This is a genomic window from Shewanella sp. TB7-MNA-CIBAN-0143 (assembly GCF_040310065.1).
In the GTDB taxonomy this organism is placed as follows: domain Bacteria; phylum Pseudomonadota; class Gammaproteobacteria; order Enterobacterales; family Shewanellaceae; genus Shewanella.
Map to the genome: position 1 here is coordinate 26,327 of NZ_JBEOPL010000026.1, position 26,252 is coordinate 52,578.

Annotated in this window: 28 protein-coding genes; 11 read left to right on the top strand and 17 right to left on the bottom strand. The window is 40.8% G+C overall.

What is annotated here, in order from left to right; genetic code table 11:
- Positions 1-75 precede the first annotated feature (75 nt).
- The 5 genes from apt to AAEY97_RS18310 form a co-directional block, all read right to left on the bottom strand.
- Complete coding sequence (gene apt / locus AAEY97_RS18290; protein ID WP_101088153.1) at positions 76-627, bottom strand: adenine phosphoribosyltransferase; 552 nt, start codon at positions 625-627, stop codon at positions 76-78.
- 134 nt (positions 628-761) lie between these two features.
- On the bottom strand, positions 762-1,127 hold the full coding sequence (locus tag AAEY97_RS18295; protein WP_101088151.1) for a YbaN family protein: 366 nt from the start codon (positions 1,125-1,127) through the stop codon (positions 762-764).
- A 378-nt stretch (positions 1,128-1,505) separates the two neighbouring features.
- Positions 1,506-2,267, bottom strand: a complete 762-nt coding sequence (locus tag AAEY97_RS18300; protein ID WP_351000629.1) for an HvfC family RiPP maturation protein — start codon at positions 2,265-2,267, stop codon at positions 1,506-1,508.
- Positions 2,267-3,130: an HvfB family MNIO-type RiPP peptide maturase gene (locus tag AAEY97_RS18305; protein WP_162022809.1), complete on the bottom strand. Its 864-nt coding sequence runs from the start codon at positions 3,128-3,130 to the stop codon at positions 2,267-2,269. The genes AAEY97_RS18300 and AAEY97_RS18305 overlap by 1 nt, the downstream gene beginning before the upstream one ends.
- 100 nt (positions 3,131-3,230) lie before the next feature.
- Entirely contained in the window at positions 3,231-3,659 is a 429-nt protein-coding gene (locus tag AAEY97_RS18310; RefSeq protein ID WP_101088145.1) for an HvfA family oxazolone/thioamide-modified RiPP metallophore, read from the bottom strand.
- 327 nt (positions 3,660-3,986) lie between these two features.
- Here AAEY97_RS18310 and dusC point away from each other — a divergent pair, with 327 nt between their 5' ends.
- Together dusC and AAEY97_RS18320 are read left to right on the top strand one after the other, a co-directional pair.
- A complete protein-coding gene (dusC, locus tag AAEY97_RS18315; RefSeq protein WP_351000633.1) occupies positions 3,987-4,931 on the top strand; it encodes a tRNA dihydrouridine(16) synthase DusC in 945 nt (314 codons plus the stop codon).
- A 346-nt stretch (positions 4,932-5,277) separates the two neighbouring features.
- Positions 5,278-5,649: a TraR/DksA C4-type zinc finger protein gene (locus AAEY97_RS18320; protein WP_157822830.1), complete on the top strand. Its 372-nt coding sequence runs from the start codon at positions 5,278-5,280 to the stop codon at positions 5,647-5,649.
- Positions 5,650-5,772: 123 nt separating this feature from the next.
- On the opposite strand, the gene AAEY97_RS18325 is transcribed toward AAEY97_RS18320, so the two are convergent.
- The 12 genes from AAEY97_RS18325 to trmJ all read right to left on the bottom strand — a co-directional run bounded on the left by AAEY97_RS18325 (position 5,773) and on the right by trmJ (position 17,972).
- On the bottom strand, positions 5,773-8,310 hold the full coding sequence (locus AAEY97_RS18325) for a TonB-dependent receptor plug domain-containing protein (RefSeq protein WP_351000636.1): 2,538 nt from the start codon (positions 8,308-8,310) through the stop codon (positions 5,773-5,775).
- A gap of 792 nt (positions 8,311-9,102) precedes the next feature.
- Positions 9,103-9,534, bottom strand: a complete 432-nt coding sequence (gene ndk / locus AAEY97_RS18330) for a nucleoside-diphosphate kinase (RefSeq protein WP_041413046.1) — start codon at positions 9,532-9,534, stop codon at positions 9,103-9,105.
- Positions 9,535-9,698: 164 nt separating this feature from the next.
- Positions 9,699-10,595 carry a 30S ribosomal protein S6--L-glutamate ligase gene (rimK, locus tag AAEY97_RS18335; RefSeq protein WP_101088137.1) on the bottom strand — a complete coding sequence of 299 codons (897 nt, stop codon included), beginning with the start codon at positions 10,593-10,595 and terminating at the stop codon, positions 9,699-9,701.
- A gap of 172 nt (positions 10,596-10,767) precedes the next feature.
- Positions 10,768-11,103, bottom strand: a complete 336-nt coding sequence (gene fdx, locus AAEY97_RS18340) for an ISC system 2Fe-2S type ferredoxin (RefSeq protein ID WP_101088135.1) — start codon at positions 11,101-11,103, stop codon at positions 10,768-10,770.
- Positions 11,104-11,111: 8 nt separating this feature from the next.
- Positions 11,112-12,971 (bottom strand): Fe-S protein assembly chaperone HscA, encoded by a 1,860-nt coding sequence (gene hscA / locus AAEY97_RS18345; RefSeq protein ID WP_350979285.1) that lies wholly within the window; start codon positions 12,969-12,971, stop codon positions 11,112-11,114.
- A gap of 72 nt (positions 12,972-13,043) precedes the next feature.
- Positions 13,044-13,568 (bottom strand): co-chaperone HscB, encoded by a 525-nt coding sequence (gene hscB, locus AAEY97_RS18350; protein WP_101088130.1) that lies wholly within the window; start codon positions 13,566-13,568, stop codon positions 13,044-13,046.
- Between the two features lie 56 nt (positions 13,569-13,624).
- Positions 13,625-13,948, bottom strand: coding sequence for an iron-sulfur cluster assembly protein IscA (gene iscA / locus AAEY97_RS18355; protein WP_011637876.1), 324 nt, complete (start codon positions 13,946-13,948; stop codon positions 13,625-13,627).
- 14 nt (positions 13,949-13,962) lie between these two features.
- Positions 13,963-14,346 (bottom strand): Fe-S cluster assembly scaffold IscU, encoded by a 384-nt coding sequence (gene iscU, locus AAEY97_RS18360; protein WP_011637877.1) that lies wholly within the window; start codon positions 14,344-14,346, stop codon positions 13,963-13,965.
- A gap of 72 nt (positions 14,347-14,418) precedes the next feature.
- Entirely contained in the window at positions 14,419-15,633 is a 1,215-nt protein-coding gene (locus AAEY97_RS18365; protein ID WP_101088128.1) for an IscS subfamily cysteine desulfurase, read from the bottom strand.
- Between the two features lie 82 nt (positions 15,634-15,715).
- Positions 15,716-16,177, bottom strand: a complete 462-nt coding sequence (iscR, locus tag AAEY97_RS18370; RefSeq protein WP_101088228.1) for a Fe-S cluster assembly transcriptional regulator IscR — start codon at positions 16,175-16,177, stop codon at positions 15,716-15,718.
- Positions 16,178-16,409: 232 nt separating this feature from the next.
- Complete coding sequence (gene cysE, locus AAEY97_RS18375) at positions 16,410-17,231, bottom strand: serine O-acetyltransferase (RefSeq protein WP_182744315.1); 822 nt, start codon at positions 17,229-17,231, stop codon at positions 16,410-16,412.
- 18 nt (positions 17,232-17,249) lie between these two features.
- A complete protein-coding gene (gene trmJ / locus AAEY97_RS18380) occupies positions 17,250-17,972 on the bottom strand; it encodes a tRNA (cytosine(32)/uridine(32)-2'-O)-methyltransferase TrmJ (protein WP_182744314.1) in 723 nt (240 codons plus the stop codon).
- Positions 17,973-18,122: 150 nt separating this feature from the next.
- Between trmJ and suhB the strand changes: the two genes are divergently transcribed.
- From suhB to AAEY97_RS18425, 9 genes are all read left to right on the top strand, one after another.
- A complete protein-coding gene (gene suhB / locus AAEY97_RS18385; RefSeq protein ID WP_011637882.1) occupies positions 18,123-18,926 on the top strand; it encodes an inositol-1-monophosphatase in 804 nt (267 codons plus the stop codon).
- A gap of 291 nt (positions 18,927-19,217) precedes the next feature.
- Positions 19,218-19,622 (top strand): phosphate-starvation-inducible protein PsiE, encoded by a 405-nt coding sequence (locus AAEY97_RS18390; RefSeq protein WP_041413049.1) that lies wholly within the window; start codon positions 19,218-19,220, stop codon positions 19,620-19,622.
- A 295-nt stretch (positions 19,623-19,917) separates the two neighbouring features.
- Entirely contained in the window at positions 19,918-20,220 is a 303-nt protein-coding gene (locus AAEY97_RS18395; protein ID WP_162022806.1) for a PilZ domain-containing protein, read from the top strand.
- 102 nt (positions 20,221-20,322) lie between these two features.
- Positions 20,323-20,991 carry an AAA family ATPase gene (locus AAEY97_RS18400; RefSeq protein ID WP_011637885.1) on the top strand — a complete coding sequence of 223 codons (669 nt, stop codon included), beginning with the start codon at positions 20,323-20,325 and terminating at the stop codon, positions 20,989-20,991.
- Positions 20,978-21,328, top strand: coding sequence for a replication protein RepA (locus AAEY97_RS18405; RefSeq protein ID WP_101088122.1), 351 nt, complete (start codon positions 20,978-20,980; stop codon positions 21,326-21,328). The genes AAEY97_RS18400 and AAEY97_RS18405 overlap by 14 nt, the downstream gene beginning before the upstream one ends.
- A 402-nt stretch (positions 21,329-21,730) precedes the next feature.
- Positions 21,731-23,407, top strand: a complete 1,677-nt coding sequence (locus AAEY97_RS18410; protein WP_351000641.1) for a LytS/YhcK type 5TM receptor domain-containing protein — start codon at positions 21,731-21,733, stop codon at positions 23,405-23,407.
- The gene (btsR, locus tag AAEY97_RS18415) at positions 23,404-24,114 is read left to right on the top strand and encodes a two-component system response regulator BtsR (protein WP_351000644.1); all 711 of its coding nucleotides are present in this window, start codon (positions 23,404-23,406) and stop codon (positions 24,112-24,114) included. Before AAEY97_RS18410 ends, btsR begins: the two co-directional genes overlap by 4 nt.
- Positions 24,115-24,288: 174 nt before the next feature.
- The gene (locus tag AAEY97_RS18420; protein ID WP_101088116.1) at positions 24,289-25,749 is read left to right on the top strand and encodes a carbon starvation CstA family protein; all 1,461 of its coding nucleotides are present in this window, start codon (positions 24,289-24,291) and stop codon (positions 25,747-25,749) included.
- A 109-nt stretch (positions 25,750-25,858) separates the two neighbouring features.
- Positions 25,859-26,251, top strand: a complete 393-nt coding sequence (locus tag AAEY97_RS18425; RefSeq protein ID WP_101088114.1) for a VF530 family protein — start codon at positions 25,859-25,861, stop codon at positions 26,249-26,251.
- Position 26,252 lies beyond the last annotated feature (1 nt).

Below are 26,252 nucleotides of genomic sequence, written 5' to 3' on the forward strand. Positions count from 1 at the left end.
CTATTGTTGAGCAAGCATTTGATAGAGCAAAATCTAGTTAACTGCTTAATAAAATGGCAGTTTATTTTACTTTACTTACTCGCCGTCAAACTCGCATAAACTTAACACTTCAATTCCCATACCTTGTAAGCGCTTCTCGCCACCAATTTCTGGTAATGAGATAACAAACGCAGCATGGCTCACTTCACCGCCTAATTGACGAATAAGTTTTACAGTCGCTTCAATCGTGCCACCGGTGGCTAATAGATCATCAATAACGAGCACTTTATCATTAGCATTAATCGCGTCGACATGAATTTCTAAGGTGTCTTTACCGTATTCTAAGTCATAAGTTTGGCTTATGGTTTTACGGGGTAATTTACCCGGTTTACGTACAGGTACAAAACCAACGCCGAGCTCTAACGCAAGTGGGGCACCAAATAAAAAACCACGCGCTTCAGTACCAACCACTTTAGTGAAACCTTTTGATTGATAATGAGCTACTAGAATCGCAATCGTGGCTTTATAAGCTTCTGCATTTTCAAGCAAACTGGTGACGTCACGGAACATGATGCCTGGTATTGGATAATCAGGAATGGTTTTAATGCTCTGCTTAATAAGCGCTAAACTGTCTTGGTTCATCATAATGTAGTTAACTCTATCTGAAAGTGATTACGCAATAAAAAAGTCCACGTCAATGGTGGACTCTGGTAAAAATACTGGTGTGATCTTATGCCCGTTTAATCTCAGTTGCAACAGGCATGCATTAACCAGGCTATTTATTATTCTAACTCTGGGATCCGCCACAAGAAAAATAATAAAACAAGCATCATGCACAACAACATAATTTTCACCCATATTATCGGTACAATCATAATACTAATCGTAAAACTAAGGCCGCTCATTAACATGGCTTTTCGCTTGAGCGATCGGCTCAACGCACGTTTCGATTGCCACTGAGAGATACCTTCAGCAAACCAAGGGTGATTGATTAGCCAATGATGAAGGCGATCACTAGAACGAGCAAAACAAAACGCAGCCAATAAAATAAATGGCACTGTAGGTAAAAGAGGCAGTGCAATGCCAATAATGCCTAACACTAGACTGCACAAACCAATAATGAGAAAAAATCCGCGTTTCACTGCCATATGTGCCCTCATACAAACAAAAAAACCACTCTATCCGAGTGGTTTAATAAGACAATATCATGACAGGTTAACCTGAAGTAAGCGTTAAATTAATCCTGTTGCTTTCAACCATGAAAGACTCGCGGGTAATGTTGGAATTAATAAAACCAAAATAAAACCAATAAAATAAAAGATGTTAAACGGGTCTTTAAACGGCTGACTCATGATTATTCCTAGATTAAGGTGATGTTGTGACTGCGATAACTCACGTCTTTCATGTGTTATATTATGCCAACTGCTCAGTTAGCATAGCGGACAATAGACGTGAAGTGGATCACAAAAAGTGGCTTATTTTAGACCCATCTTCACAAAATAAAAACCTTAAATATAATAAGCCTATTATGACTCGATTGATGAAATAACAATGCCCTTTTGGGCGAGTTGTTGCAATAAAGGCAAGCAACCTGACAACAAGGTGTCATTTGGCATTTGTGGATAATGCTCACTTAACCAACTTATAATGGCATCGACTGTTACACCCTGTTGAGAATGAGTCATTTGTTCAATGTAAGCTAACACTTGCGCACTTAATGGTGTCAGCTGTAAAAATGCGACGTCATCATCAGCACCTCTAAATACACAAAAAAAGTTCGCTTGTGCTGTCGGCTCTATAGGCTGGTAGTCAACACTAATATGTTGAACGTCAAAGGCATATTGCGCCACTTTGGCACAAGCTGCTAGGCATAACCTATGCTGGTTTAGTTCGATGGTATTGATCGATTGAGCTGCGGGAGTATCTGGCGCGACGGCGACACATAATTCTAACCATTCATAATGTGCTAACGGCAACATAAAAACAGGATCATCTTCTGTCATCTGGTATTCATGTTGTAAAAACGCTAAAAACTCACCGGCTATTTCAACAAATATTGGTGTCTTACAATCGTGGGTGACAAAAAATTGCTGTACTAAGGCCTGCCATTGGTCGTCCTGATATACACTTTTCAACACCGGAAACGCACTCGACACAAAACCTGCAATATTATTAAAAAATAATTCTCGATAGATTTTCATGCGCCTGGGTTCAATCCCCTCGGGCAATGGCAAACTAGGATCGCGGATATAGTCCATAAATTGTTGTTGTACTTCAATGAAACCCATTATGCCTTCCTCAATATTGACTGCTGCGTTAAGGCATTTTGTTGATACTGATGAATTTGATTAATCTCATTAAGAAGTATGTCTGTTTTAGGAATATTAAAGTCACGCTCAAGCAAGGTCGGGTGCACGCCATGTAATTGGTAACACTGCTGCAATAAGGCCCATACAGGATCGATAATATCCGCACCGTGAGTATCAACCATTAAGTCGGCCTCTTCTTCATAGTGCCCTGCAATATGCAGATAAGCGATTCGTTTGGTAGGCATAGCCGCTAAGTAAGCTGCAGCATCGTATTGATGGTTAATTGAATTAACGTAAATGTTATTTACATCAAGCAGTAATTTGCAGTCGGCCTCTTGCAGCACCGCATTAACAAACTCTTGTTCGGTCATTTGTGCACCTGGCGCCGCATAAAATGACACATTCTCTAAAATAAATGGACGCTCGAGTATGTCTTCGACTTGCTTTATCCGCTTAGCGGTATGGATGACTGCATCATCAGTAAATGGGATTGGCATCAAATCATACATATGGCCAGTCCCTGAGCAATAACTTAAATGCTCTGAATACACTTCTATATTATGCTCATCTAAAAAGCGTTTTATATTTTGTACAAAGTGACTATCAAGCGGTTCAGGACTACCAATGGATAATGAAAGCCCGTGGCAGAAAAAAGCGTGTTGGTCAGTTAATGTTTTAAACTGACGCCCAAACTTGCCGCCTAATGTCATCCAATTTTCAGGCGCCACTTCGAAAAAATTAATGGCAGATGGCACCTGCTGACAAAATTCATCCAGCATTTCACGGCGAAGTCCTAAACCAACACTAGCCTGACCCTGTGCGTTGCGATGCTGAATAGACATAATGCGTCCTTAAAAATAAAAAACAGATAAAACTAAGGCCTGAATCTCAGGCCTTAATTGTGTCAGATAAGCCAAGGCATTATCAAATAGAAGTCATTAATTATTTCTGACCGCCACACTTACCTTCACCACACTTACCTTCTTTGGCTTTCTCAGCAGACTTTTTCATGTCACCGCCACATTTGCCTTCGCCGCACTTACCTTCAACCGCTTTCTCAGCGGATTTTTTCATGTCGCCGCCGCATTTGCCTTCGCCACACTTACCTTCAGCTGCTTTTTCAGCAGACTTCATTTTATCGCCGCCACACTTGCCTTCGCCACATTTACCTTCGGCCGCTTTCTCAGCAGACTTTTTCATGTTCTCGCCGCATTTGCCTTCACCACACTTGCCTTCTCCGCCATCAATTTGATAACCAGAAGTTAATTGTTGAAAACCAAATGGGTTAGCTTCTACTTGAGCAGAAAAGCCTGCAGTCATTACAACAGAACCTAATGCAACCGCTAAAGTAGTTTGTTTGATTGAATTCATAATAATTATCTTCCTATATCTTGATTGTGTATGGTGACCAACATCATTGCCGGCTTGGTTAAAGAGACCTGTAGTGAGTAAATTTTATTGCAAAAAAATTAAAAAAACGTGAAAATTGTCTATTTATTTAACACAAATACTTGTTAGGCAAGCCTCAAAACTAATGCCATGTATATTTAACATAAATACAACAAGATCGCTATCAATATGATTATTAGCAAGAATTTGTTTAGTTAATCGACAAAAAAACGCGCATAGCAATTTAGTACTGATATCAAAGAATAAACACGCTAAAATAGCGCACTTTTGACTTCAGCAAGGTGTACTGTGCGCGTTATTTTAGCTCCAATGGAAGGTGTGGTTGATGACCATATGCGTGAAATATTATCTGCCATCAATCCATTTGATCTGGTTGTGACGGAATTTGTCAGGGTCGTCAATCAACTCATACCAGACAAAGTGTTCTATAAATTGTGCCCTGAGCTACTCCATCAAGGGCTAACCGCATCAGGAACACCTGTACGTGTTCAGTTATTAGGCCAAGAACCTGAGTGGATGGCACAAAATGCCATAAGAGCTGTAGAACTAGGTTCAAATGGCGTTGATGCTAATTTTGGTTGCCCAGCCAAAACCGTCAATAAAAGCAAAGGCGGCGCAGTATTACTCCAATATCCTGAGAATATTTACAGTATCGTCAAAGCCATGCGCGATGCAGTGCCTTTAGAACATCCTGTTACTGCTAAAATCCGTTTAGGCTACGAAGACAAGTCATTATTTATGGAAAATGCCTTAGCGGTATATGAAGCTGGCGCAACAGAGCTTGCAATTCATGCTCGTAGTAAAAGCGATGGTTATAAACCACCGGCATATTGGGAATACATTACTGAAGTAAGACAACGCCTGCCAATTCCTGTTATCGCTAATGGAGAAATTTGGAATGCCGCTGATGCTCAGAGATGCATGGATGTCACTGGCTGTGACAGTATAATGATTGGCCGAGGAGCTATTTCTTTGCCTAACTTAGGCGATACGATTAAAACCGGCGCTACCCCATTCAGTTGGCAACAAACCCTAAGCTTACTTATGGCCTATACCGATAAAGAACTCAACGGTCGTAAGTCCGATTACTACCCTTCACGGATTAAACAGTGGTTTAGTTACTTGAACCGTCAATATCCCGAAGCGGATACTTTGTTTAGAGAATTACGAATATTCAAAACTACTGAAGAAATCGTTAAGGTGCTACAGCATGCTCATAGATCGCTCATATAAGCTTGCAACAACGCACCAACTATACTATTTCGGATTAAATCAACCTTGATGAAAATGTGTCATCAAGGTTATAAACCGTATTAATCCTAAGTCATCACAAAATAGCGAAATTATCTTTTTTTGTGTTCAATCAGCTGCGATTAATTAACCATATATATGCGACAATCAATCCTAGCTTATCGCTAAGACAGACACATAACGTTGGCTGAGATGAATAAATGATAAATTATTATTCATGTTTTTATCACAGAAATCTTATCGAGAATTGATCTTCGTCATAACGCCTGCTTTATTTGTGCCTAAAATAGATTACCTACATTGGCATAGTCAGTTAAGGTTATCTCAGTTGCACAACACTCAGGACATACAGCAAAAACTTCAACAACTTGAACTTATTTTGAGGCGTGAGTTAATGCTGGTTATCAAGGATTCATTAAAAGCTACTGAAGTTGCTCATATTTCAATGGAAACCCCTCTGGTGAAAGTGATTGATTACCTACCACAAGTCAAACTAATCAATACTGATATTTTTACTAAGTTCATGAAGCTAGATGCTGCTTATTGTCAGCTTGAACTGGGTTTATATGGTCTTTGCTCTGATTGTGAAATGGACATAGAACCGCCCCGCTTAATCGCCGATCCAACAGAACAACGTTGTACCGGTTGTGAACAAAAATTCCGTCGAGAACATCGACATGAATTACGCTTAAATCACTAGATTTCTATATTACTGACATAAAAATCAACGTAATAAAAAGGCCTACAATAATGTAGGCCTTTTTAAGTCAGACAATGTAACTGTCACATTGTCTGATGTTTAGTTCAATAACTAAACTGTTATTTAGAACTTAACAGTTACGCCACCGAAGTACTGACGGCCAATAGTGTCATACACTTCAGGAACAGTACCGCCATCGCTACCGTTAGAAACACGTGATGGCTCTTCGTCGCTTAAGTTTTTAACACCAGCGCTTAAGGTAATCATGTCTGTAACATAATAAGTACCTGAAACATTATGGTACAGAATTGAATCAACATCTGTGCCTTCTGCTAAATCAGTCATCTCACCGACATAACGGTTGAAGTACATTACACTCCAAGAATCTTGACCAGCTGAAACGCTAAAGTTGTTGCGAACTTTCGCGTAAGCACCAAAGTTACCGTCGATAGTATCAGTATAATCTTGACCATCTTGCTCGAAATTAAGCAGATAAGTCATGTCATTGTTAATTTTCCAATCTAAACCTAAACCTTCAAAGTTATAGGCTAAGTTAAAGTCAACACCACTAGTATCTTGAGTACCCACGTTAGTTAACGCATTTGTTAAACTACGTAAATCACCTTCTTGTGTGATATTAAACGTTTCACAAGCAGACGCTTTACCAGCTTTACAATCGTCTAAACCAGCTTGAGTGTCTAAACGTGCAATTGCGTTATCAACTTTGAAACGCCAGTAATCTAATGTTACAGACATACCTTCAACATAGTTTGGTGAGTACACTAAACCTGCAGTGTATGATTCTGACTCTTCAGGTTTTAGATCTGGATCTGATGTACGATTAACTAATATTTGACCTGGTTGATCAGCGTCTGATAACCAAGGATCTGTTAAGTAATCGAATGAACCTGAATTACCTGCATACAATTCAGATACACTTGGAGCACGGAAACCAGTGGCTGCTACTGTACGAAGCATCAAATCATCAGTTGCTTCATAAGTTAAACCGACTTTCCAAGTAGACGCTTTACCGAATGTTGAGTAATCGTCATAACGCAGTGCAAATTCACCAGTTAACTTTTCAGTGAAAGGTACGCTAACCTCTTGGAAAAAAGAGATAACGTTGTACTCACCTTCAGTTGGATCTTGTTGTGCAGCAGTACTTTCACCAGCGACCACTATTGGATCTGGATTGTAGAAACCACTTTCACGACGATACTCAGCACCGATAGCAAAACCAACCGCACCAGCAGACAATTCAAATAACTCACCATTTAAACCAGCAGACAGAGTTTGTTGCTCGTTACCACCGTTAGCTTTCTCTGAATATCCTACAGCATCTTTTTGATCTTGAGTTAACGGAGCGCCAGAAAACCATGAATCTTGATCAGCATAAATTGAGTTGATCATATCATTTGCATTGATAGAGTTATCAACTGACGTTGACGCTTCGTTCTTACCGAAAGTGTAAGACACATCCCAGTTCATACCGGTGTGTACATCAAGTAATCCTGCTAAACCTGCAGACATACGCCATGTATTCGTATCTTGAGAATATATACGAGGACCCACATCCTTGGTACGTCTTGCATAGAACACTTGACCGTCATCATTAGCTTCAATGCCAGCCGCAGTCATGCTGCTGTCAATGGTCATACAGTTTAAAGGATCGACACCTGGTTGACCGCACACATCTAAATAAATCTGTGCAGGCTGTCCCGCTAATTGTTGGTTTGAACGGCGATTAGTGTAAATAGCATCAGCAGTTAATACGACATCATTACCTAACTCTTGTGTCATATTCGCAAACAAGCTACGACGCTCACTCGGTGTTTGATAGTAGCTATCTTGGGTATAGTCATAACGTTCATAAAGATCAGCGCGAGGAACCCAGTTACCACTAGAGTCTCTTGATAAGCCCTCCAACGTGCCTGTAGGAATAATGCTACTTGTCGCTAATTCAGTCCAATCGCGGTCTGACTGCACAATATCACGACGGTCAGAGAAAGCTGCACCAATTGTGTAGTTACCGCCATCGGTATTGAAACCGTAAAGCATACTTACGTCACCGTTTTCGCCATCACCTTTATCGGTGCCACTGCCGTTAACGTCCAACTGTAAACCTTCGAAATCTTTCTTGGTAATAATGTTCACTACGCCAGCAATCGCATCTGAACCATAAACAGCTGAGGCGCCGTCTTTTAAGATCTCAACACGTGCAATCATTGCTACTGGAATAGAGTTCAAATCAACAGAGCTATCTGCACCTGAACCTGAGTTAACCATACGGCGGCCATTCACTAGTACTAAAGTACGTGCTGCTCCCATACCACGTAAATCAACTTGTGCTACACCATCTGCACCGTTGTTTGTGCTAGAACCAACAGCAGCACCAGCCATTGACGTTTGAGCTTGAAGTAGTTGGTCAACTGAAGTGAAACCTTCTGCGCGAATAGCTTCTGCAGAGATAATGGTAACTGGAGAAGCCGTTTCCATGTCTTGACGCTGAATACGAGAACCGGTGACTTCGATTCTTTCAACTTTCTGCTCATCGGCAGCAAATGCTGCTGAAGAAAATAAGCCTGTTGTCGCGACACTTGTTGCTGCTACTGCTAGTAAACTACGGCGAATTGCCTTAGCAGTTAATGTGACTGAACTCATGAATAAACTCCCTATAACTTGATATAAAATAAAACAAGTCGTTATATTTTTAATTATGAATAATTGGTCATTGCCAATTATTGAAAAACATTATTAATGAATAAAAAACCTTTAGTCAATAAGGGCAACATGTGAACAACATCACATTTAACATGTGGATTGATAATTAATTTGACTTAAACCGATCCATTTAAAATCAATAAGTTACCGAATTTAACGGCATTTATCAAGATTGTTAACATTTTAAACCGCAAATAAAAATACAAATTAAAGACCATAAAAAAACAAATAAATACATATTGAAATACAAAAAATAAACACAGATAACAATTTAAAAACAATTGATCACAAAATGCATCAAAAATTAATTTTCAATATTTTAAATAAAATAGATTATTTGTCGTAAAAAACGTCAGAATGACATTTCAATATTACTGAGTATTTATTCAGAAAAGTAACTTGTTAGCATTTTTATAGACTAAATCTATTCAAAATAGCCCTAATATCGGTCCTGACAAGCCCTGTTTATTAAACGGCAAAAAAGCCTGTTTGGTGATATTTAGTATAAGATTAGGAACTTTCTGACGGAGTACAGATACCTTATTTAACACTATATCAACACACCAATTCGCAATATTATTGTTAATTAAATGTTGTGTTTTTAGTCAACGCAATACGGTGAAATAGTCGATTTAAACACGAAGAAGTCGTTATCAAACAAAGTGCTCAATATCTGAAGAGCGGACACAAAAAAGGAGCCGAAGCTCCTTTTTTATCAACTTACAGCAACGATTAACGAGTGCGTGGGCACACTTCGTCAGCGCTGAAGAAGTAAGCAATTTCGCGTGCTGCTGATTCAACTGCATCAGAACCGTGAACTGCGTTTTCGTCGATGCTTGCAGCATAGTCAGCACGTAAGGTGCCACGAGCAGCTTCAGCTGGGTTAGTTGCACCCATGATTTCACGGTTAGCTAGAACAGCGTTTTCGCCTTCTAACACTTGAACCATTACTGGACCAGAAGTCATGAAAGAAACTAAAGCACCAAAGAAAGGACGTGCGCTATGTTCAGCGTAGAAACCTTCAGCTTGTTCTTTAGATAGTTGTACCATTTTAGAAGCAATGATCTTAAGACCAGCTGATTCAAAACGGTTATAAATAGCGCCAATGTGGTTTTTAGCAACTGCATCTGGCTTGATAATAGAAAATGTGCGTTCGATCGCCATAACTAGCTTCCTTAATGTGAGCAAGTTTAAAAAATTCGCGCGGATTATACGTAATTTAGCCATATATTCCTAGCCTTATCCGCTTTTACGGTGATATTTCATCACTAAATTGAGTCATTTTTATTAACATGACCCAATTTCTGCTCTTTGGTAATCGCTAAATCTTATTGTGCTGACTTGATGGACTTGTTGGCATTCTTTTCCATAAAGCCAATAATGGCGTCGGCAACGTCTTTTTGAGTCGCTTTTTCAATGCCTTCTAAACCAGGAGATGAGTTAACTTCCATCACAACCGGACCATGGTTAGAACGTAATAAATCAACCCCAGCAATATTTAACCCCATTGTTTTTGCAGCGCGAAGCGCGACTGATCGCTCCTCCGGAGTTAATTTAACCAAAGTAGCACTGCCGCCACGATGTAAATTAGAACGAAACTCACCCGGCTTTGCTTGGCGCTTCATCGCAGCAATCACTTTATCGCCCAGCACAAAACAGCGAATATCAGCGCCTTGTGCTTCAGCAATATATTCTTGCACCATAATATTGGCTTTGAGTCCCATAAAGGCCTCAAGCACGCTCTCTGCAGCTTTGCGGGTTTCAGCTAATACCACGCCAATGCCCTGAGTACCTTCTAACAATTTAACCACTAATGGCGCACCGCCGACCATATCAATCAAATCAGGGATATCGCTGGGTTTATTGGCAAAACCAGTGATTGGCAAGCCAATACCTTGACGTGATAACAGCTGCATTGAACGCAATTTATCTCGTGAACGCGCAATTCCAATTGAACCATTAACCGCATACACACCCATCATTTCAAATTGACGTAATACTGCAGAACCGTAGAAGGTCACTGAAGCACCAATACGAGGGATGACAGCATCAAAATGACCCAGATCTTTACCCGCCATATGAATGCTAGGTTTGGTCATATTGATATTCATATAACACTTTAATGGATTAATAACTTTGACTTCGTGTCCGCGGGCGACAGCAGCTTCAACTAAGCGTTTAGTAGAATATAATTGCGGGCCTTGAGACAGTATTGCGATGCGCACAGAGTGCTCCAAAATTGGAATTTTCGCGCATCATACGCTGAGTTTATTTAAAATCAATGACTGGAATGACCACAGATAAAAAAAGAGCCAATCTAGCAAGATTGGCTCTTTTTTTTGTGATCAATTACCCGCTATAAATGGGATTATTGATACGCTAATACTTCGGCAAACACTAACCTTCGCTGACCATATTGACTGTGTATTTAGGAATATCGATAATCATATCGCAATCCACCACTTTAGCTTGGCAAGATAAACGACTTTCAGGCTCAAGTCCCCATGCTTTATCTAGCATGTCGTCTTCTAACTCATCACTTTCGTCAAGCTGTTCAAAACCTTCACGCACAATGACATGGCATGTAGTACAAGCACATGACTTTTCGCACGCATGTTCAATATGAATACCGTTACGCAGCGCAACGTTTAAAATGGTCTCACCCACTTCTGCTTCAAGTACTGCGCCGTCTGGACAAAGTTCTTGATGGGGTAAAAATACTAACTGTGGCATCATTTCACCTATATGTTGTCGACCGACTGCCCTTTTAGCGCCGCTCTAATAGAATTATCCATACGTCTTGACGCAAAATCTTGGGTTTTATCATCGAGATTTGCAATCGCTTTTTCAATGGCATCAATATCATCTTGCTGTGCTACGGCATCAAGTTGGGCAATCGCAACGACTAACTCTTCGCGTTCTTGCTCATCTAGAAGCGCTGCATCTTTTGCCAAAGCAGCATTAAGCGATTCGATCACCCGCGCCGCTTCAACTTTTTGTTCAGCCAGCATACGACGAGTAATGTCATCTTTCGCATACTTCATCGAATCTTTTAACATGGTTGCTATTTCAGTATCAGATAAACCAAATGACGGTTTAACTTGAATCGATGTCTTAACCCCGGTGGACTTTTCCATCGCAGTAACACTAAGCAAGCCATCAGCATCTACTTGGAATGTCACCCGGATATGTGCAGCACCTGCCGCTAGAGGCGGAATACCGTGTAAGGTAAAACGGGCCAATGAGCGACAATCATCAACGAGTTCACGCTCACCTTGCACCACATGGAATGCCATGGCCGTTTGACCATCTTTAAACGTGGTAAACTCTTGTGCGCGAGCAACGGGAATAGTGGTATTACGAGTAACCACTTTTTCAACCAGGCCGCCCATGGTTTCAACACCTAGGGATAATGGAATCACATCTAATAGTAACAAATCCGATTCAGGCTTATTACCAACAAGAATATCTGCTTGAATCGCGGCACCAATAGCAACAACACGATCAGGATCGATTGATGTCAATGGTGTCTTTTTGAAAAAAGTTTCAACTTGTTCACGCACCAATGGCACGCGAGTTGAGCCACCGACCATGACGGTTTCAATAACCTCATCCACACTCACGCCAGCATCACGTAAAGTACGACGACAACTGCCGATGGTTTTTTTCACCAACGCGCCAATTAACTCGTTAAGTAAGCTTTTATCGACAATGCAGGTTAATGTCTTTTCAGCCATGACGACAGAAGCTTCAACGCTGTCATTGTCAGTCAACGCTTCTTTAACTCGGCGAGCTTCAATCAGTAATTGACGTGCTAATTGACTGCCTGGTTCTGTTATCTGCCATGCCTGTTGTAAATGGCTCACGAGTAAGTGATCGAAATCATCACCACCCAATGCAGAATCACCACCTGTGGCTAACACTTCAAATACGCCACGGTTTAATCGTAAAACCGAGATATCGAAAGTACCGCCGCCCAAGTCGTAAATGGCAATCACACCTTCTTGCTTTGAATCTAATCCATAAGCAATGGCTGCAGCAGTGGGTTCGTTCAATAAACGTAATACTTTAACACCCAATAATTCAGCAGCATCTTTGGTACCTTGACGTTGTGCATCATCAAAATACGCAGGTACGGTAATCACCACGCCTTCTAATTCACCACCTAATGTGGTTTCAGCTCGCGCAATTAAAGGTTTTAAAATTTCGGCAGACACTTGAATAGGATTAACTTGTCCCATCGGCGTAGTAAACACTGGCAAGCCGTTTTCACTCGCGTGTAATGCGTAGGGTAAACGATGTACACCAGACTGAATATCAGTGAGGCTACGTCCCATAAAACGCTTCACAGAAACGATGGTGTTTTGTGGTTCTAAAGCTGATTTGTCTTGAGCTTCATAGCCCACTAACACATTGGTTTCGCCATAATGCACCACAGACGGCAATGAATGACGACCTTGCTCATCAGGCAAAGTTAATGCTTGAGCACTTCTTACCGCAGCAACAAGTGAGTTGGTGGTACCAAGATCAATTCCAACCGCAAGACGATGCTGGTGCGGTGCGGCGCTTTGGCCAGGTTCTGCAATTTGCAACAGTGCCATAGTGTTCCAACTTGTTGTGTTATCGATTAGCCAAGCTAATCATAAATAATAAGGTTTAGAATTTAGGGCCAATTAGTCGAGCAAGCCATCTTCAATACGGGCTAACTCATCATGTAATTTTGCCATAAATTTTAGCTTACGAATTTGATCTGCCGCTAATAAAGCATCTGAACTTTCATCACTAATCAATAGCGTCGCTAGCTTAGTGAATAATGTTGACTCAAATTCAGCAAACGAATCATACAGTTCATCAATTGATGACTGTGGTTCACTACTATCTTTGATGTCTTCAAGTGCTTCACGCCACTCCATTTGCTGCATCAAAAATGCACCATCTTTCAATGTTGTGGTTTCATGACTTAATTCAATTCCGCGCAAGCTCAACATATGTTCAGCACGGCGTAAGGGATTCTTTAACGTTTGATAGCCATCATTAACTTGTGCAGTACGCTGTACTGAAAGGAGCTTTTGTTGCTCTGTATCATTAGCGAATTTATCGGGATGAACCGCCCTTTGCAGGTCGCGATAGCGCTCTGCAAGTAAGGCGGTGTCGATATCAAAGGCAGGTACTACATTAAACAGGTCGAAATAATTCATGGGCAGATATCATGCTTACTGTTTGATATAAAACGGCTTAATTAGGTGAACAATGATTAAACGGTGAAACTTTCACCACAACCACACTCACCCTTTGCGTTAGGGTTATTGAACTGAAAACCTTCGTTTAGGCCTTCTTTGACAAAATCAAGTTCAATACCTTGCAAATAAATGAAGCTTTTTGCATCGATGATGATATTCACACCTTCGATATTATAAAGTTCATCATCGTCATTGAGATCGTCAACGAACTCAATGACGTATGCCATTCCTGAACAACCTGATGTTCTCAACCCAAGGCGCAAGCCGAGGCCTTTCCCGCGATTAGCAAGAAACGATCTAACTCGATCAGCCGCAGCGGGGGTCATTGAAATTGCCATCTTAACTCCAGGTATTACTTAGCTTGTCTGCTTTTGTACTCTTCAATTGCTGCTTTAATGGCATCTTCAGCCAAAATTGAGCAATGAATTTTAACCGGCGGCAATGCTAACTCTTCGGCGATGTCTGCATTCTTAATCGTCGCTGCTTCATCAACGCTTTTGCCTTTGACCCATTCTGTTACTAATGAGCTAGATGCAATTGCGCTACCGCAACCATAGGTTTTGAATTTTGCATCTTCAATAATGCCGTCAGCATTAATTTTAAGTTGCAATTTCATTACATCACCACAGGCGGGTGCACCAACCATACCAGTTACTACTGATGGATCGTTCTTATCAAATGAACCTACGTTACGTGGGTTTTCATAATGATCGATTACTTTTTCGCTATAAGCCATGATACTGCTCCAAAATCTGTGTCGTTATCAGTTTACGATTTAATGGTATTACACTCATTTAATAAGATTAAATTAGTGATGTGCCCATTGGACTTGCTCTAAATCGATACCATCTTTGAACATCTCCCATAATGGAGACATTTCACGTAACTTATCGATAGATTCAGTTATCGTTTTGATAGCGTGGTCAATTTCTTCATCAGTCGTAAAGCGACCAATAGAGAAACGAATCGAGCTATGTGCCATTTCATCATTTAAACCCAAAGCACGTAATACGTAGCTTGGCTCTAAACTTGCTGAAGTACAGGCTGAACCTGAAGAAACCGCTAAGTCTTTCAAGGCCATCATTAACGACTCGCCTTCAACAAAGTTGAAGCTCACGTTAAAAATACCACTATAGCGTTGTTCCATATCACCGTTGATATAGGTTTCTTCAATGTGTTTAATACCGTTCCACAACTTATCGCGTAGATGAGTAATACGTGCGCTATCAGCTGCCATGTCCTGTTTTGCAACAACGGCAGCCTCACCTAAACCAACGATTTGATGTGTTGCTAGTGTGCCACTACGCATACCGCGTTCGTGTCCACCACCGTGCATTTGCGATTCAAGACGAATACGTGGCTTACGGCGAACATATAATGCGCCGATACCTTTTGGTCCATACATTTTATGGCCAGAAATCGAAATCAAATCAACTTTGGTGGTTTGAACGTCAATTGGTATTTTGCCAGCACTTTGTGCCGCATCCATGTGGAAAAAGATGCCTTTTGAACGACATAATTCACCAATTGCGTTGATATCATGGATAACACCAATCTCGTTGTTAACGTGCATAATGCTGACTAAAATAGTGTCATCACGCATCGCCGCTTCTAAGCGTTCCATTGGGATAATGCCGTTAGCATCGGGAACAAGATAAGTGACTTCATAACCTTCACGTTCTAACTGACGGCACGTGTCTAACGTTGCTTTATGTTCAGTTTTACTGGTGATGATGTGCTTGCCCTTTTTATGATAAAAATGGGCAATACCTTTAATCGCAAGGTTACTTGACTCTGTCGCACCTGATGTGAAAACAATTTCACGGTGATCAGCATTAATTAAATCGGCAACTTGATTACGGGCGACATCAACCGCCTCTTCTGCTTGCCAACCATAACGATGTGAACGCGATGCTGGATTACCAAACACACCGTCCATTGTCATGTGTTGCATCATTTTTTCTGCGACACGCGGATCTACAGGGGTTGTTGCGGCATAATCTAAATAGATAGGAAGCTTCATAACACACTCCGTACTTAGCAGTCTCAGATGAGGCTACATACAACGTACAAATAATAATTATATATCAATCAACATAGCTGAGTTACAAACTCACTCTATGTTCCTTTTGTATTTCATCTTGCTTTAACGAGATAAATCTTACATCTCGCTTTTGCATTAAACCTGCAAGAGAAATACTGTTTAAAAAATCTGAAATTTGTTTACTTAAGTCACCCCATAAAGAATGGGTTAGGCAACGAGTACCGCTTTGGCAGTTACCTTTTCCTTGACAACGAGTGGCATCTACAGATTCATCAACAGCATGCACGACCATGCCAACTGAGATATCGACGGCTTCTAAACCTAATCGATAACCACCACCGGGTCCGCGGACACTCGACACTAGACCATGTTTACGTAACTTAGCGAAGAGTTGTTCAAGATAAGACAAAGAGATACCTTGTCTTTCAGAAATATCGGCTAAAGGTACAGGACCAGTAGCAGAGTGAATCGCAACATCCAGCATAGCTGTCACTGCATAGCGACCTTTTGATGTAAGTTTCATAACTTGTACTGCTCCCAAAAAGTATGCAGTAATTTCAACATACCCGAGTAATTTAGTCAAGTATTAATCCTACTAAAACACTCGGGTATTATGGCATTGCTTATAACCAAAAGGTCCATGTTTTCGCAGGGCGTATTTAACCTTTTTATCTTGTAAGATTCAATGCCGACAAGGAAATTAATCGTATTATCGGCCATTTCTTTGACTTGAATCTACAATGACTTACGGATTATTAAATACTCGGGTCGAACTTATCAATGTCATGTTTACGATTAGTGGCCGCTTCTCGAGAAGCTTCATCGAATGCATCAACGGTTAACTCTGGCAACTTTTTAGTACAGACTTCACCGCCCATTTGTTGAATGGCATTACACAGTTCTTGTACTTTAGAGTCCATCAAATGCATATGGTCAAGCATTTGCCCAATCGCATTAGCGACCGGATCTGGATTGTCTGGTGACACAGCGTACGCATCAAAACCGTACTTTTTGGCCATTTCGGTGCGACGTTCAGTTTTTTCTTTTGACTGGTTGGTCGGCGAAGACACTACACGTCCAGGAATACCTACGACGGTATGATCGCTTGCGACATCTTTAACAACCACAGAATTAGAGCCAACACGTGCACCATCATGCATAGTGATAGGTCCAAGTACTTTGGCCCCTGCACCAATAACCACATTATTACCTAATGTAGGATGACGTTTGCCTGGCTGCCAGGTGGTCCCACCCAAAGTAACGCTATGATAAAGTGTGCAATCATCACCGATTTCAGCGGTTTCACCAATAACGACACCCATACCATGGTCAATAAAAAAACGTCGACCAATCGTCGCGCCAGGATGAATTTCAACACCCGTTAACCAACGCGAAAATGTTGATAAACAACGCGCAGTAAAGCGCCAGTTGGCAAGCCAGAGTTTATGACTAATACGATGGATCCAAATCGCGTGCATACCGGGATAATTAAATATTATCTCTAAGGTACTGTTTGCGGCTGGATCTCGATGATATATCGATTCAATGTCTTCTTTTAGTCTATCGATGACGCCCATGGTATGTTCCTTTACTGCTTAATCTTGTTTATCCATTTTCTTATCAATGGAAGTCAAAATACCACGAAGAATATTCATCTCAGGTGCTTCAATACGTGCACGAGTGTATAAACGACGAAGTTTAGTCATCACTTGTCCAGGATGATTCTTAATCACAAACCCTGTTTTAGACAACGTCGACTCTAAATGGACGAAGAAACGTTCTAGCTCAGAGGTTAATGGATATTCATCCGTTACAGTGGGTGTTTCTGTTTGCGCTAGATGGGCAACTCGAGTTTCATAACAAATAATTTGTACTGCTTGAGCCAAATTTAGCGAGCTATATTCTGGGTTTGCCGGAATAGCTACATGGTAGGTACATTTTTGTAACTCTTCATTACTTAAGCCATGATTCTCACGACCAAAAACAATAGCAACTGGGCCATTTAAGCTTTCTTTAGTGAGTTTCAAACCCGCTTCACGAGGATCAAGCATCGGCCAATCAAGAGTACGGCTGCGTGCACTCGTGGCAATGACTAGACTACAATCGGCTATGGCTTCTTCTAACGAATCAACTCGCGTAAGGTTTTTCAGAATGTCTGACGCACCAGCAGCTAGTGCTATCGATTGCCCATCAGGCTCTGTTCTTGGCTCTGCAAGATATAAATTTGATAAGCCCATGGTTTTCATTGCTCTAGCAGTAGAGCCAATATTACCAGGGTGTGAGGTACCAACTAAAACAACACGAATATTACTGAGCATGTAGCACTTTCTTTTAGCTAAAAATATTATCCGTATATTATCACAATCGTTAAAAATTACGTTATATGAAAATCTGCATTTGATATAACTGTCAAATTAAGTATAATGCGGGCGCTATTTTACTCGTTCTTTAACATCCAGGGGATTGCAATGCATCCGATGCTGACTATTGCCACGCGCGCTGCTCGCGCCGCGGGCCAAACTATTATGCGCGCCTATACTGAACTTGACCGTGTTGAGGTAAGCAGTAAAGGTATTAATGATTTTGTGACTAGTGTAGACAAGGAAGTAGAAGCAACTATTACATATCAAATTCGTAAATCTTATCCAGACCACACCATTATTGGTGAAGAAAACGGTGAAAACCGTGGTACTGATAAAGACTACATTTGGATTGTTGATCCTTTGGATGGCACTAACAACTTCGTTCGTGGTATTCCTCACTTCGCGGTATCTATCGCATTACAATATAAAGGCAAAATTGAAGTTGCCGTTATTTACGATCCTGTCCGTGAAGAATTATTTTCAGCGATTCGCGGCAAAGGCGCTAAGCTCAATGATTTCCGTTTACGTGTAACCAACGTAAATGATTTGAGCAGCACCATGATTGGCACCGGTTTCCCATTCAAAGCACGTCAACACACTGAAAGCTATATGGCTATTTTGGGTGAAGTATTCCCATTATGTGCTGATATCCGTCGTGGTGGTTCTGCTGCATTAGATTTAGCTTACGTCGCTGCAGGCCGTTTAGATGGTTTCTTTGAAATTGGTCTTAAGCCGTGGGACATTGCTGCGGGCGACTTAATTTGTCGTGAAGCTGGCGGTACTGTTACTGACTTTATGGGCGGACACAACTATATGGTTTCAGGAAACATTGTCGCTGGTAGTCCAAAAGTGACCACGCAATTAGTTAAAACTATGCGTCCCCTACTAAATGAAGGTTTAAAACGTTAATCGTTTACCTTTATTTAGACAAACCGCTAGAGCATCGCTTTAGCGGTTTTTTTATGTCTATTGAATGGCATGACTCTAGCCTCATGAAGGATTAATCTGAGCCTGGTAAAGATAAAACGCTAACTAATGACTCATAACGGCGTAAATCATACTATATCGATATTGAGTGGAGAGTATATTAACCACTTATTCTGCAAACCACAGTTTATCTCAAAAAATCGACCCAGATCACTGGGAAATTATGCGGAAGTCGTCAATAATAGTGTTTTGATTTTATTAATGAAGATGACTATGCCATTACTGCGAAAAGTAGGACTAAAATCCTTAAAAAATATCGAACATTTAGTATTATTAATTATCGCACTGGCAACGGTATTTGCTATTGGTGAAGAAATTCTCCACATGATTGCCATTCGAACCGTCGAGCTGGCCGATTTACTATTACTGTTTATTTATCTTGAAGTTTTAGCGATGGTCGTTAATTATATTGAGTCCGGTAAATTACCTATTCGTATGCCGCTTTATATTGCAATTGTTGCATTGGCTCGATACTTGATTTTAGACATGAAAGGCATGGAAGATTGGCGTATTTTAGCCATTTCACTGTCGACAATTTTACTGGCTGGCACGGTAATTGTGATTCGTTGGGGTCAGTTGAAAATGCCTTACCCTAAAAACCAAGACTACGATAATTAATCACCTTAACTGCCACTCAACATACCGAGTATCGATGACTCAGCATTATAATGATAATTTTGTCTTGCTTAACAAAGCAGTTATGCTAAAAATTACTAACAGCATAAAAAGGTAAATGTATAAGTCGATGTAAAACGTTAACACTCAGCACTGAATGTTAACGACAACAATAATGAGCTAAACAATAGAATGTTGTAAGGCTAGCGGTAATTAGGCATCTATAGTCTTGATGATGAATTATCGCCAAACAACAGTTCAAGATGCCGATAGACGGATCATTTCAAGGAGAAACAGGATGGGCCAAGAGCCAACAGGATTCGAAGAAAAACGCGGTTCGTTACGTGTAGATATGGAAGCTGAGCGGATCCGCCTAGATTGGATTAATACTCATGGTGAATCATGTGTCGACCATGGTATCTGCATCGATCTTGCTCGCAAAGGGGTATTATTTGATTTTAAAACCTCTTTTAAAGTGGGTGATTTGATAGCCTTAACGTTCAATGAAAACACCGATAAACAAAATACCATTAAAGGCCAAGTTTGCCGTTGCACCGAATGCTCACCTCATAGTTACCATATTGCTTTACAGCTAATTTAATTGATTATTTTCATGCAGTCCTTTATGGCTGCTCTATACTCAAGATAAAATACTAATCGATATTTTCGGTGCTACAAAGCGCCTAGCATCAAGGATCACAACATGATATTGCTGGTTGGTGGAGAAAAAGGTGGCAGTGGCAAAAGCTGTTTAGCACAAAATATTGCTGTACATATTAGCCAAAAACACGATGCAAATGTACTTATGGTTGACTGCGATCCGCAACGAACCACATCCGACTGGATCCAAGCTCGTAATAATGACCCCAGCCTAAAAGCCATCAATTGTATTCAGCTTTATGGCAAAATCCGTAATGATCTACTGAGTCTTAATGATCGGTTTGACTATGTCATTGTTGATTGTGGTGGCCAGGATAATCTAGCAATGCGAGCTGCCATGTCTGTCGCAACCTATGTTGTTATCCCACTTCGTCCTAAGCGACGCGATCTTAAAACCTTACCTCATATGGAAGACATGCTCAGTACTTGTAAAATGGTCAATCCTAAAATGATTGCCGCCATTGTGATAACACAATGCCCTGCACTGCCATCTCAAGGTAAACGGATTTTAGAAGCTAAGGAAGTGGTTGAGTCTTTTGGTTTACGCGCACTCAATTCAGTGACGTTTAGTCGTAACATCTATGATGACAGCGAAGAAAGCGGCTCTTCAGTGCTTGAAATCGATCCTAGCGGTAAAGCGGCAGATGAAATTAGAGCCATTGCCGATGAGCTTTTTGCCATTCCACCAGAAAATAGTTATGAGTTTAACTGATCTTAAGCGCAAGAAACCCAAAGATACCCGAGTAAAGGTATCTGTAGACGACTTTATCGAAGATGCTAATAATTATGCGTTAGGTCTTGGGGCATCGCATGGTCAACCCGATATCACTTCAACAACTCAAGAGTTCTTAAAAGGGCTCGATAAAAAAAGCACTAAAATTTATCGTCATGCCACTTTCACACTGACCGAAAAAAGCATTTCACAATTGGATGAGATAGCCAAAACCAGCAAAGTTGCCAAATCCAAAATTCTCAGAATACTCATTGATGAGTTTTATCAGCAAAGTAGTGTGAAACAATCTGATTTATTGCGTAAAACATCACGTTAACAGCAACAGTTTTTGGTTAATATCTTCAGAATATACTGGCATAGATGCGGTCCTGTGATGCACCAAATACCGAAGTTATAGCGTATTACCGATTGTGAGCAATGATATGTTGAGACAACTCATCATGGTCGACTCATTAGTCGTGACAAAACGTGGTAGTTCAGCGATGCATCGAAATACAATATCCCAGTTCTAAAACAACCTTAGTTGATAACCTATTGTTACTATTGATGGCTTTTTAACAACAGACTGAAATTGAAATAGTATGGTTTTATATTACATTCACATTCTGAAAACCAGATGCTGAGAACTAGACTTGACTAACCTGTTAATACACGCTCACAAGAGTCAATAATATATCCACCACAATTTGACTGCGTTTAATTAATCCAAAGAGAATATATGTCGTTAATAATACTGCTAACACAGCAAATGTGTGTTTACTTAGTTATCGTTTACTTAGTCAGTAAAACGCCATTGTTTAAACTTTTCGCAGAAACATCAAAAAGATTACCGCACAAAATTTTTATCTATCTGGTGTTCTCAAGCTTTTGCATTATGGCGACTTACTTTGGTGAGCAAACATCTGGAGCCATCGCCAATACTCGTGCTATGGGCGCTGTGTTGGGCGGATTATTAGGTGGACCAGTCACTGGTCTACTGGTTGGGTTAACTGGTGGATTACACCGTTATTCAATGGGTGGATTCACTGATATTGCTTGCGCCATATCCACCACCTTAGAAGGCTTATCCGCGGGTATGATCAGTTATTACTTCAAAAAAGCCGGTAAATCAGAAATAGTTTATCAGCCAATTGTGGTATTTGGTGTGACGTTTATGGCTGAAATAATGCAGATGTCGATAATTGTATTAATCGCAAAACCCTTTGACCAAGCCTGGGAATTAGTCAAACTCATCGCCCCGCCAATGCTACTGATTAACTCACTAGGCGCGGCGATGTTTATGAGTATTGTTCGCGACCAAAAGGCCATGTTTGATAAACTTTCTTCCAGCTTTTCGACTAAAGCACTCAAAATAGCTGAGCGCAGTGTCGGCTTACTGTCTAAGGGGTTTGATTTAGAGTCGAGCCAAAAAGTCGCCCAGATAGTAATAGAAGAAACCCAAGTCGGCGCAGTCGCCATTACCGACACCACTAAATTACTGGCATTTATTGGGCTTGGTGCCGATCACCATATACCTAATACGCCTATTTCCTCAAAAATCACTCTCGAAGCCATCGCACAAAATAGTGTGATGTTTGCTGATGGTGTCGATACCACTTATTCCTGTTCTATATCGCCCAATTGCAGTTTAGGCTCAAGCCTAGTTATTCCGCTGCGCAGTAACGACGAAGTCATTGGCACCATTAAATTATACGAGCCTAAAAACAAATTGTTTTTAAACATTAATCGTACTTTAGGCGAAGGTATTGCCAGATTACTGTCTAACCAAATTCTTTATGGCCGCTTTGAACAACAGCAAAACTTATTGATGCAAGCAGAGATAAAATTGCTACAAGCTCAAGTTAATCCACACTTTTTATTTAATGCACTCAATACAATCAGTGCAATTATTAAGCGTGACCCGCAAATGTCTAAACAATTATTGCAGCAGTTATCGCAATTTTTACGCATCAACTTAACCCGAACGACTGGACTTGTGACAATGGCTGATGAACTTGAGCACATAGACGCTTACCTAGCCATTGAACGCGCCCGTTTTATCGACAAACTGCAAGTCAACATAGATATTGCTATGATTTATCATCACCAAAAAATGCCTGCATTTACCTTACAGCCTTTGATTGAAAATGCAGTTAAACACGGTACGTCGCGGATGCTTGATGCTGGTGTTATTGATGTTAAAGCCACATTAGACGGCGATGACTTATTGCTTAACGTGACCGATAATGCCGGTTTATATCAACCCTCTAAAAACACAGATGGTTTAGGCATGAACTTAGTCCACAAACGAATTCAAAATTTATTTGGCAGCCAATACGGTATTGAAGTTGAGTGTGAACCCGATGTATTCACCCGCGTTAGTGTGCGTTTACCGTTAAAGGAAATTGACCAATGATCTCGTGCTTAATCATTGATGATGAACCCTTCGCCCGCCAAGAAGTGGCAGATTTACTCGACAAACATCCTGATATCAAAGTCCTTGGACAGTGTAGTAATGCCATTGAAGCACTACAACAAATTAACCTGTTAAAGCCCGATCTGATTTTTGTTGATATTCAAATGCCACGGATAAATGGCATGGAGTTAATCGCCATGCTTAATCCTGAAAAAATGCCACGAGCAGTATTTATTACCGCATTTAATGAATATGCGATCAAAGCATTTGATAACAATGCATTCGACTACTTACTTAAACCCATCGATGAAAAACGCTTTAACCAAACTTTAGACAAAGTACGCACCAACATGACGCCGCAATTAATGACGCAGATACTGCCAACGCAATTAGCCCATTTACCCTGCTACAGCGGCAATAAACTCAAAGTTGTCGCTACCGCTGATGTAGAATTTATAGTCAGTGATGTAGGCGGTATTCATGTGTGCTCCAATAAAGGTTTCAGTCACACCCAATTAACCCTTAAGGTATTAGAGCAAAAAACCGCGTTATTTCGTTGCCATAAACAATACTTACTGGCCCCAAGTGCTATTTCAGAAATTGAAATCACCGACACGGGTGCAGAAGTCACCACCCATAGCGGGGCAAAAGTGCCGGTGTCACGTCGTTATCTTAAAGAGTTAAAGCAGTTGCTTGGATTTCAATAACCAGGTATACACCACATAAAGCGTGACATGCACCACATTTGCCCAACCACCAACACCGCTCAGGATGACTATTTACCGCTTACTCAGCCTTTTTAACCTGTCACTCAGTTAGTCCCAAATACCCTATTTTGATGTTTTAAAATGATGTCACTATAAAAATGGGGAGATAACAAAATGACGTGGTTTTTACTTTGTGTAGGCCTGCTAATTGGCGGCTATTTTATTTATGGGGCTTTTGTCGAAAAAGTATTCGGCATTAACACCCAAAGACAAACGCCTGCTTTCACTCAGACAGACGGTGTCGACTTCGTACCGATGTCTAAAGGGAAAGTATATTTAATTCAACTGTTAAACATTGCTGGTGTCGGTCCAATTTTTGGTCCGATCCTAGGTGCCCTTTATGGCCCGGCGGCGATGCTATGGATAGTATTTGGTTGTATTTTTGCCGGTGCGGTTCACGATTATTTTTCGGGGATGTTATCGGTACGCAATAACGGTCAATCAGTTCCTAACTTGGCTGGTAAATATTTAGGTAAAAATGCCAAACACTTTATGAACTTGTTTGCCATTATCTTATTGTTGCTAGTTGGCGTGGTGTTTATCTCTGCTCCTGCAGGATTACTAAGCAAACTTACCGGACTAGATGTCACCATCTTTGTTGGTATCATTTTTGTGTATTATTTAATTGCTACCATCGTGCCTATCGACAAGATTATTGGTCGCTTATATCCCTTCTTTGGTGCATTACTGGTCTTTATGTCACTCGGACTGATTATAGCGTTAGCATTATCAACCGAACATACCATGTTACCTGGCTTTGAAATGGGTGACTTCTTTAGCAACTTAAACCCAAATGACATGCCATTATGGCCAGCCTTGTTCATCACGATTGCATGTGGTGCAGTATCGGGATTCCATGCAACACAATCACCTTTAATGGCGCGCTGCGTTGAAAATGAATCAAACGGCCGCTTTGTGTTTTTTGGCGCCATGATTGGTGAAGGTGTTATTGCATTAATTTGGTGTGCAATTGCATTATCATTCTTTGGTGGTGTTGAAGGATTGAATGTCGGTATGGCTGGTAACCCAGCAAATGTTGTATACGAAGCATCTAATGGGCTATTGGGTACATTTGGTGGCTTCTTGGCTATCTTAGGTGTCATTGTATTGCCTATCACCTCTGGCGATACCGCATTTCGTTCAGCGCGATTAATTTTGGCAGAGTTCTTTAACATCAAGCAAATTGAGTTACCGAAGCGTTTAATGCTCGCGTTACCATTATTTGTCGTCGGTGCCGTATTGACTCAAGTCGACTTTGGTATTATCTGGCGCTACTTTGGTGTCGCAAACCAGACTACTGCTGTATTAATGTTATGGACCGCTTCAGCTTACTTACTGCGCTACAATAAATTCCATTGGATTTGTACTGTACCGGCTATGTTCATGACCTGTGTTGTGATTAGCTTTATGTTGAACTCATCAACATTAGGTGCAGGTCTACCGATGACGGTGTCAACCATTGCAGGTTTAGTCACTACCGCAATCATTGCGACAATGATTATTATTAAAACCAAAGGCAAAGGGGATATTGACACTGACGAAGATGACAAAGTTGAACTAGTCAACGAGCTATAGAGGTTACTATCATCAATAAACGGCAGCTTCGGCTGCCGTTTCTGTGTTGATATCACTTTGGCAACAATGTGGGTATAATATTGCCAAACTTAATTAGCTCGCACGGCTCATGACACAAGCAAACAATCCGCTTCACGGCATAAAACTAGAAACTATCGTGACTTCACTCGTTGAAAAGTACGGCTGGGAAGAGCTCGCATCTAGGATAAACATTCAGTGTTTCAAAGATAACCCGAGTGTAAAATCAACCTTGAAGTTTTTACGTAAAACGCCTTGGGCTCGTGACAAAGTTGAATACTTATATCGTAAAGCAAACAAGCTGCCATTACCGCCGCCTAAAGAAGATAGCCGTGGATCATTTTCCGCTAAATCTCGGCCAGCCAAAGCCAAAGTGAATGCGGCTAAACCTGCAGCAAATAAAGTCGTTTCTGCTAAAGCTAGCTCAGAGACTGCATCGACAGAACCTGTGAATGCCAATATTTGGGGAACTAGCTCAAATTAAT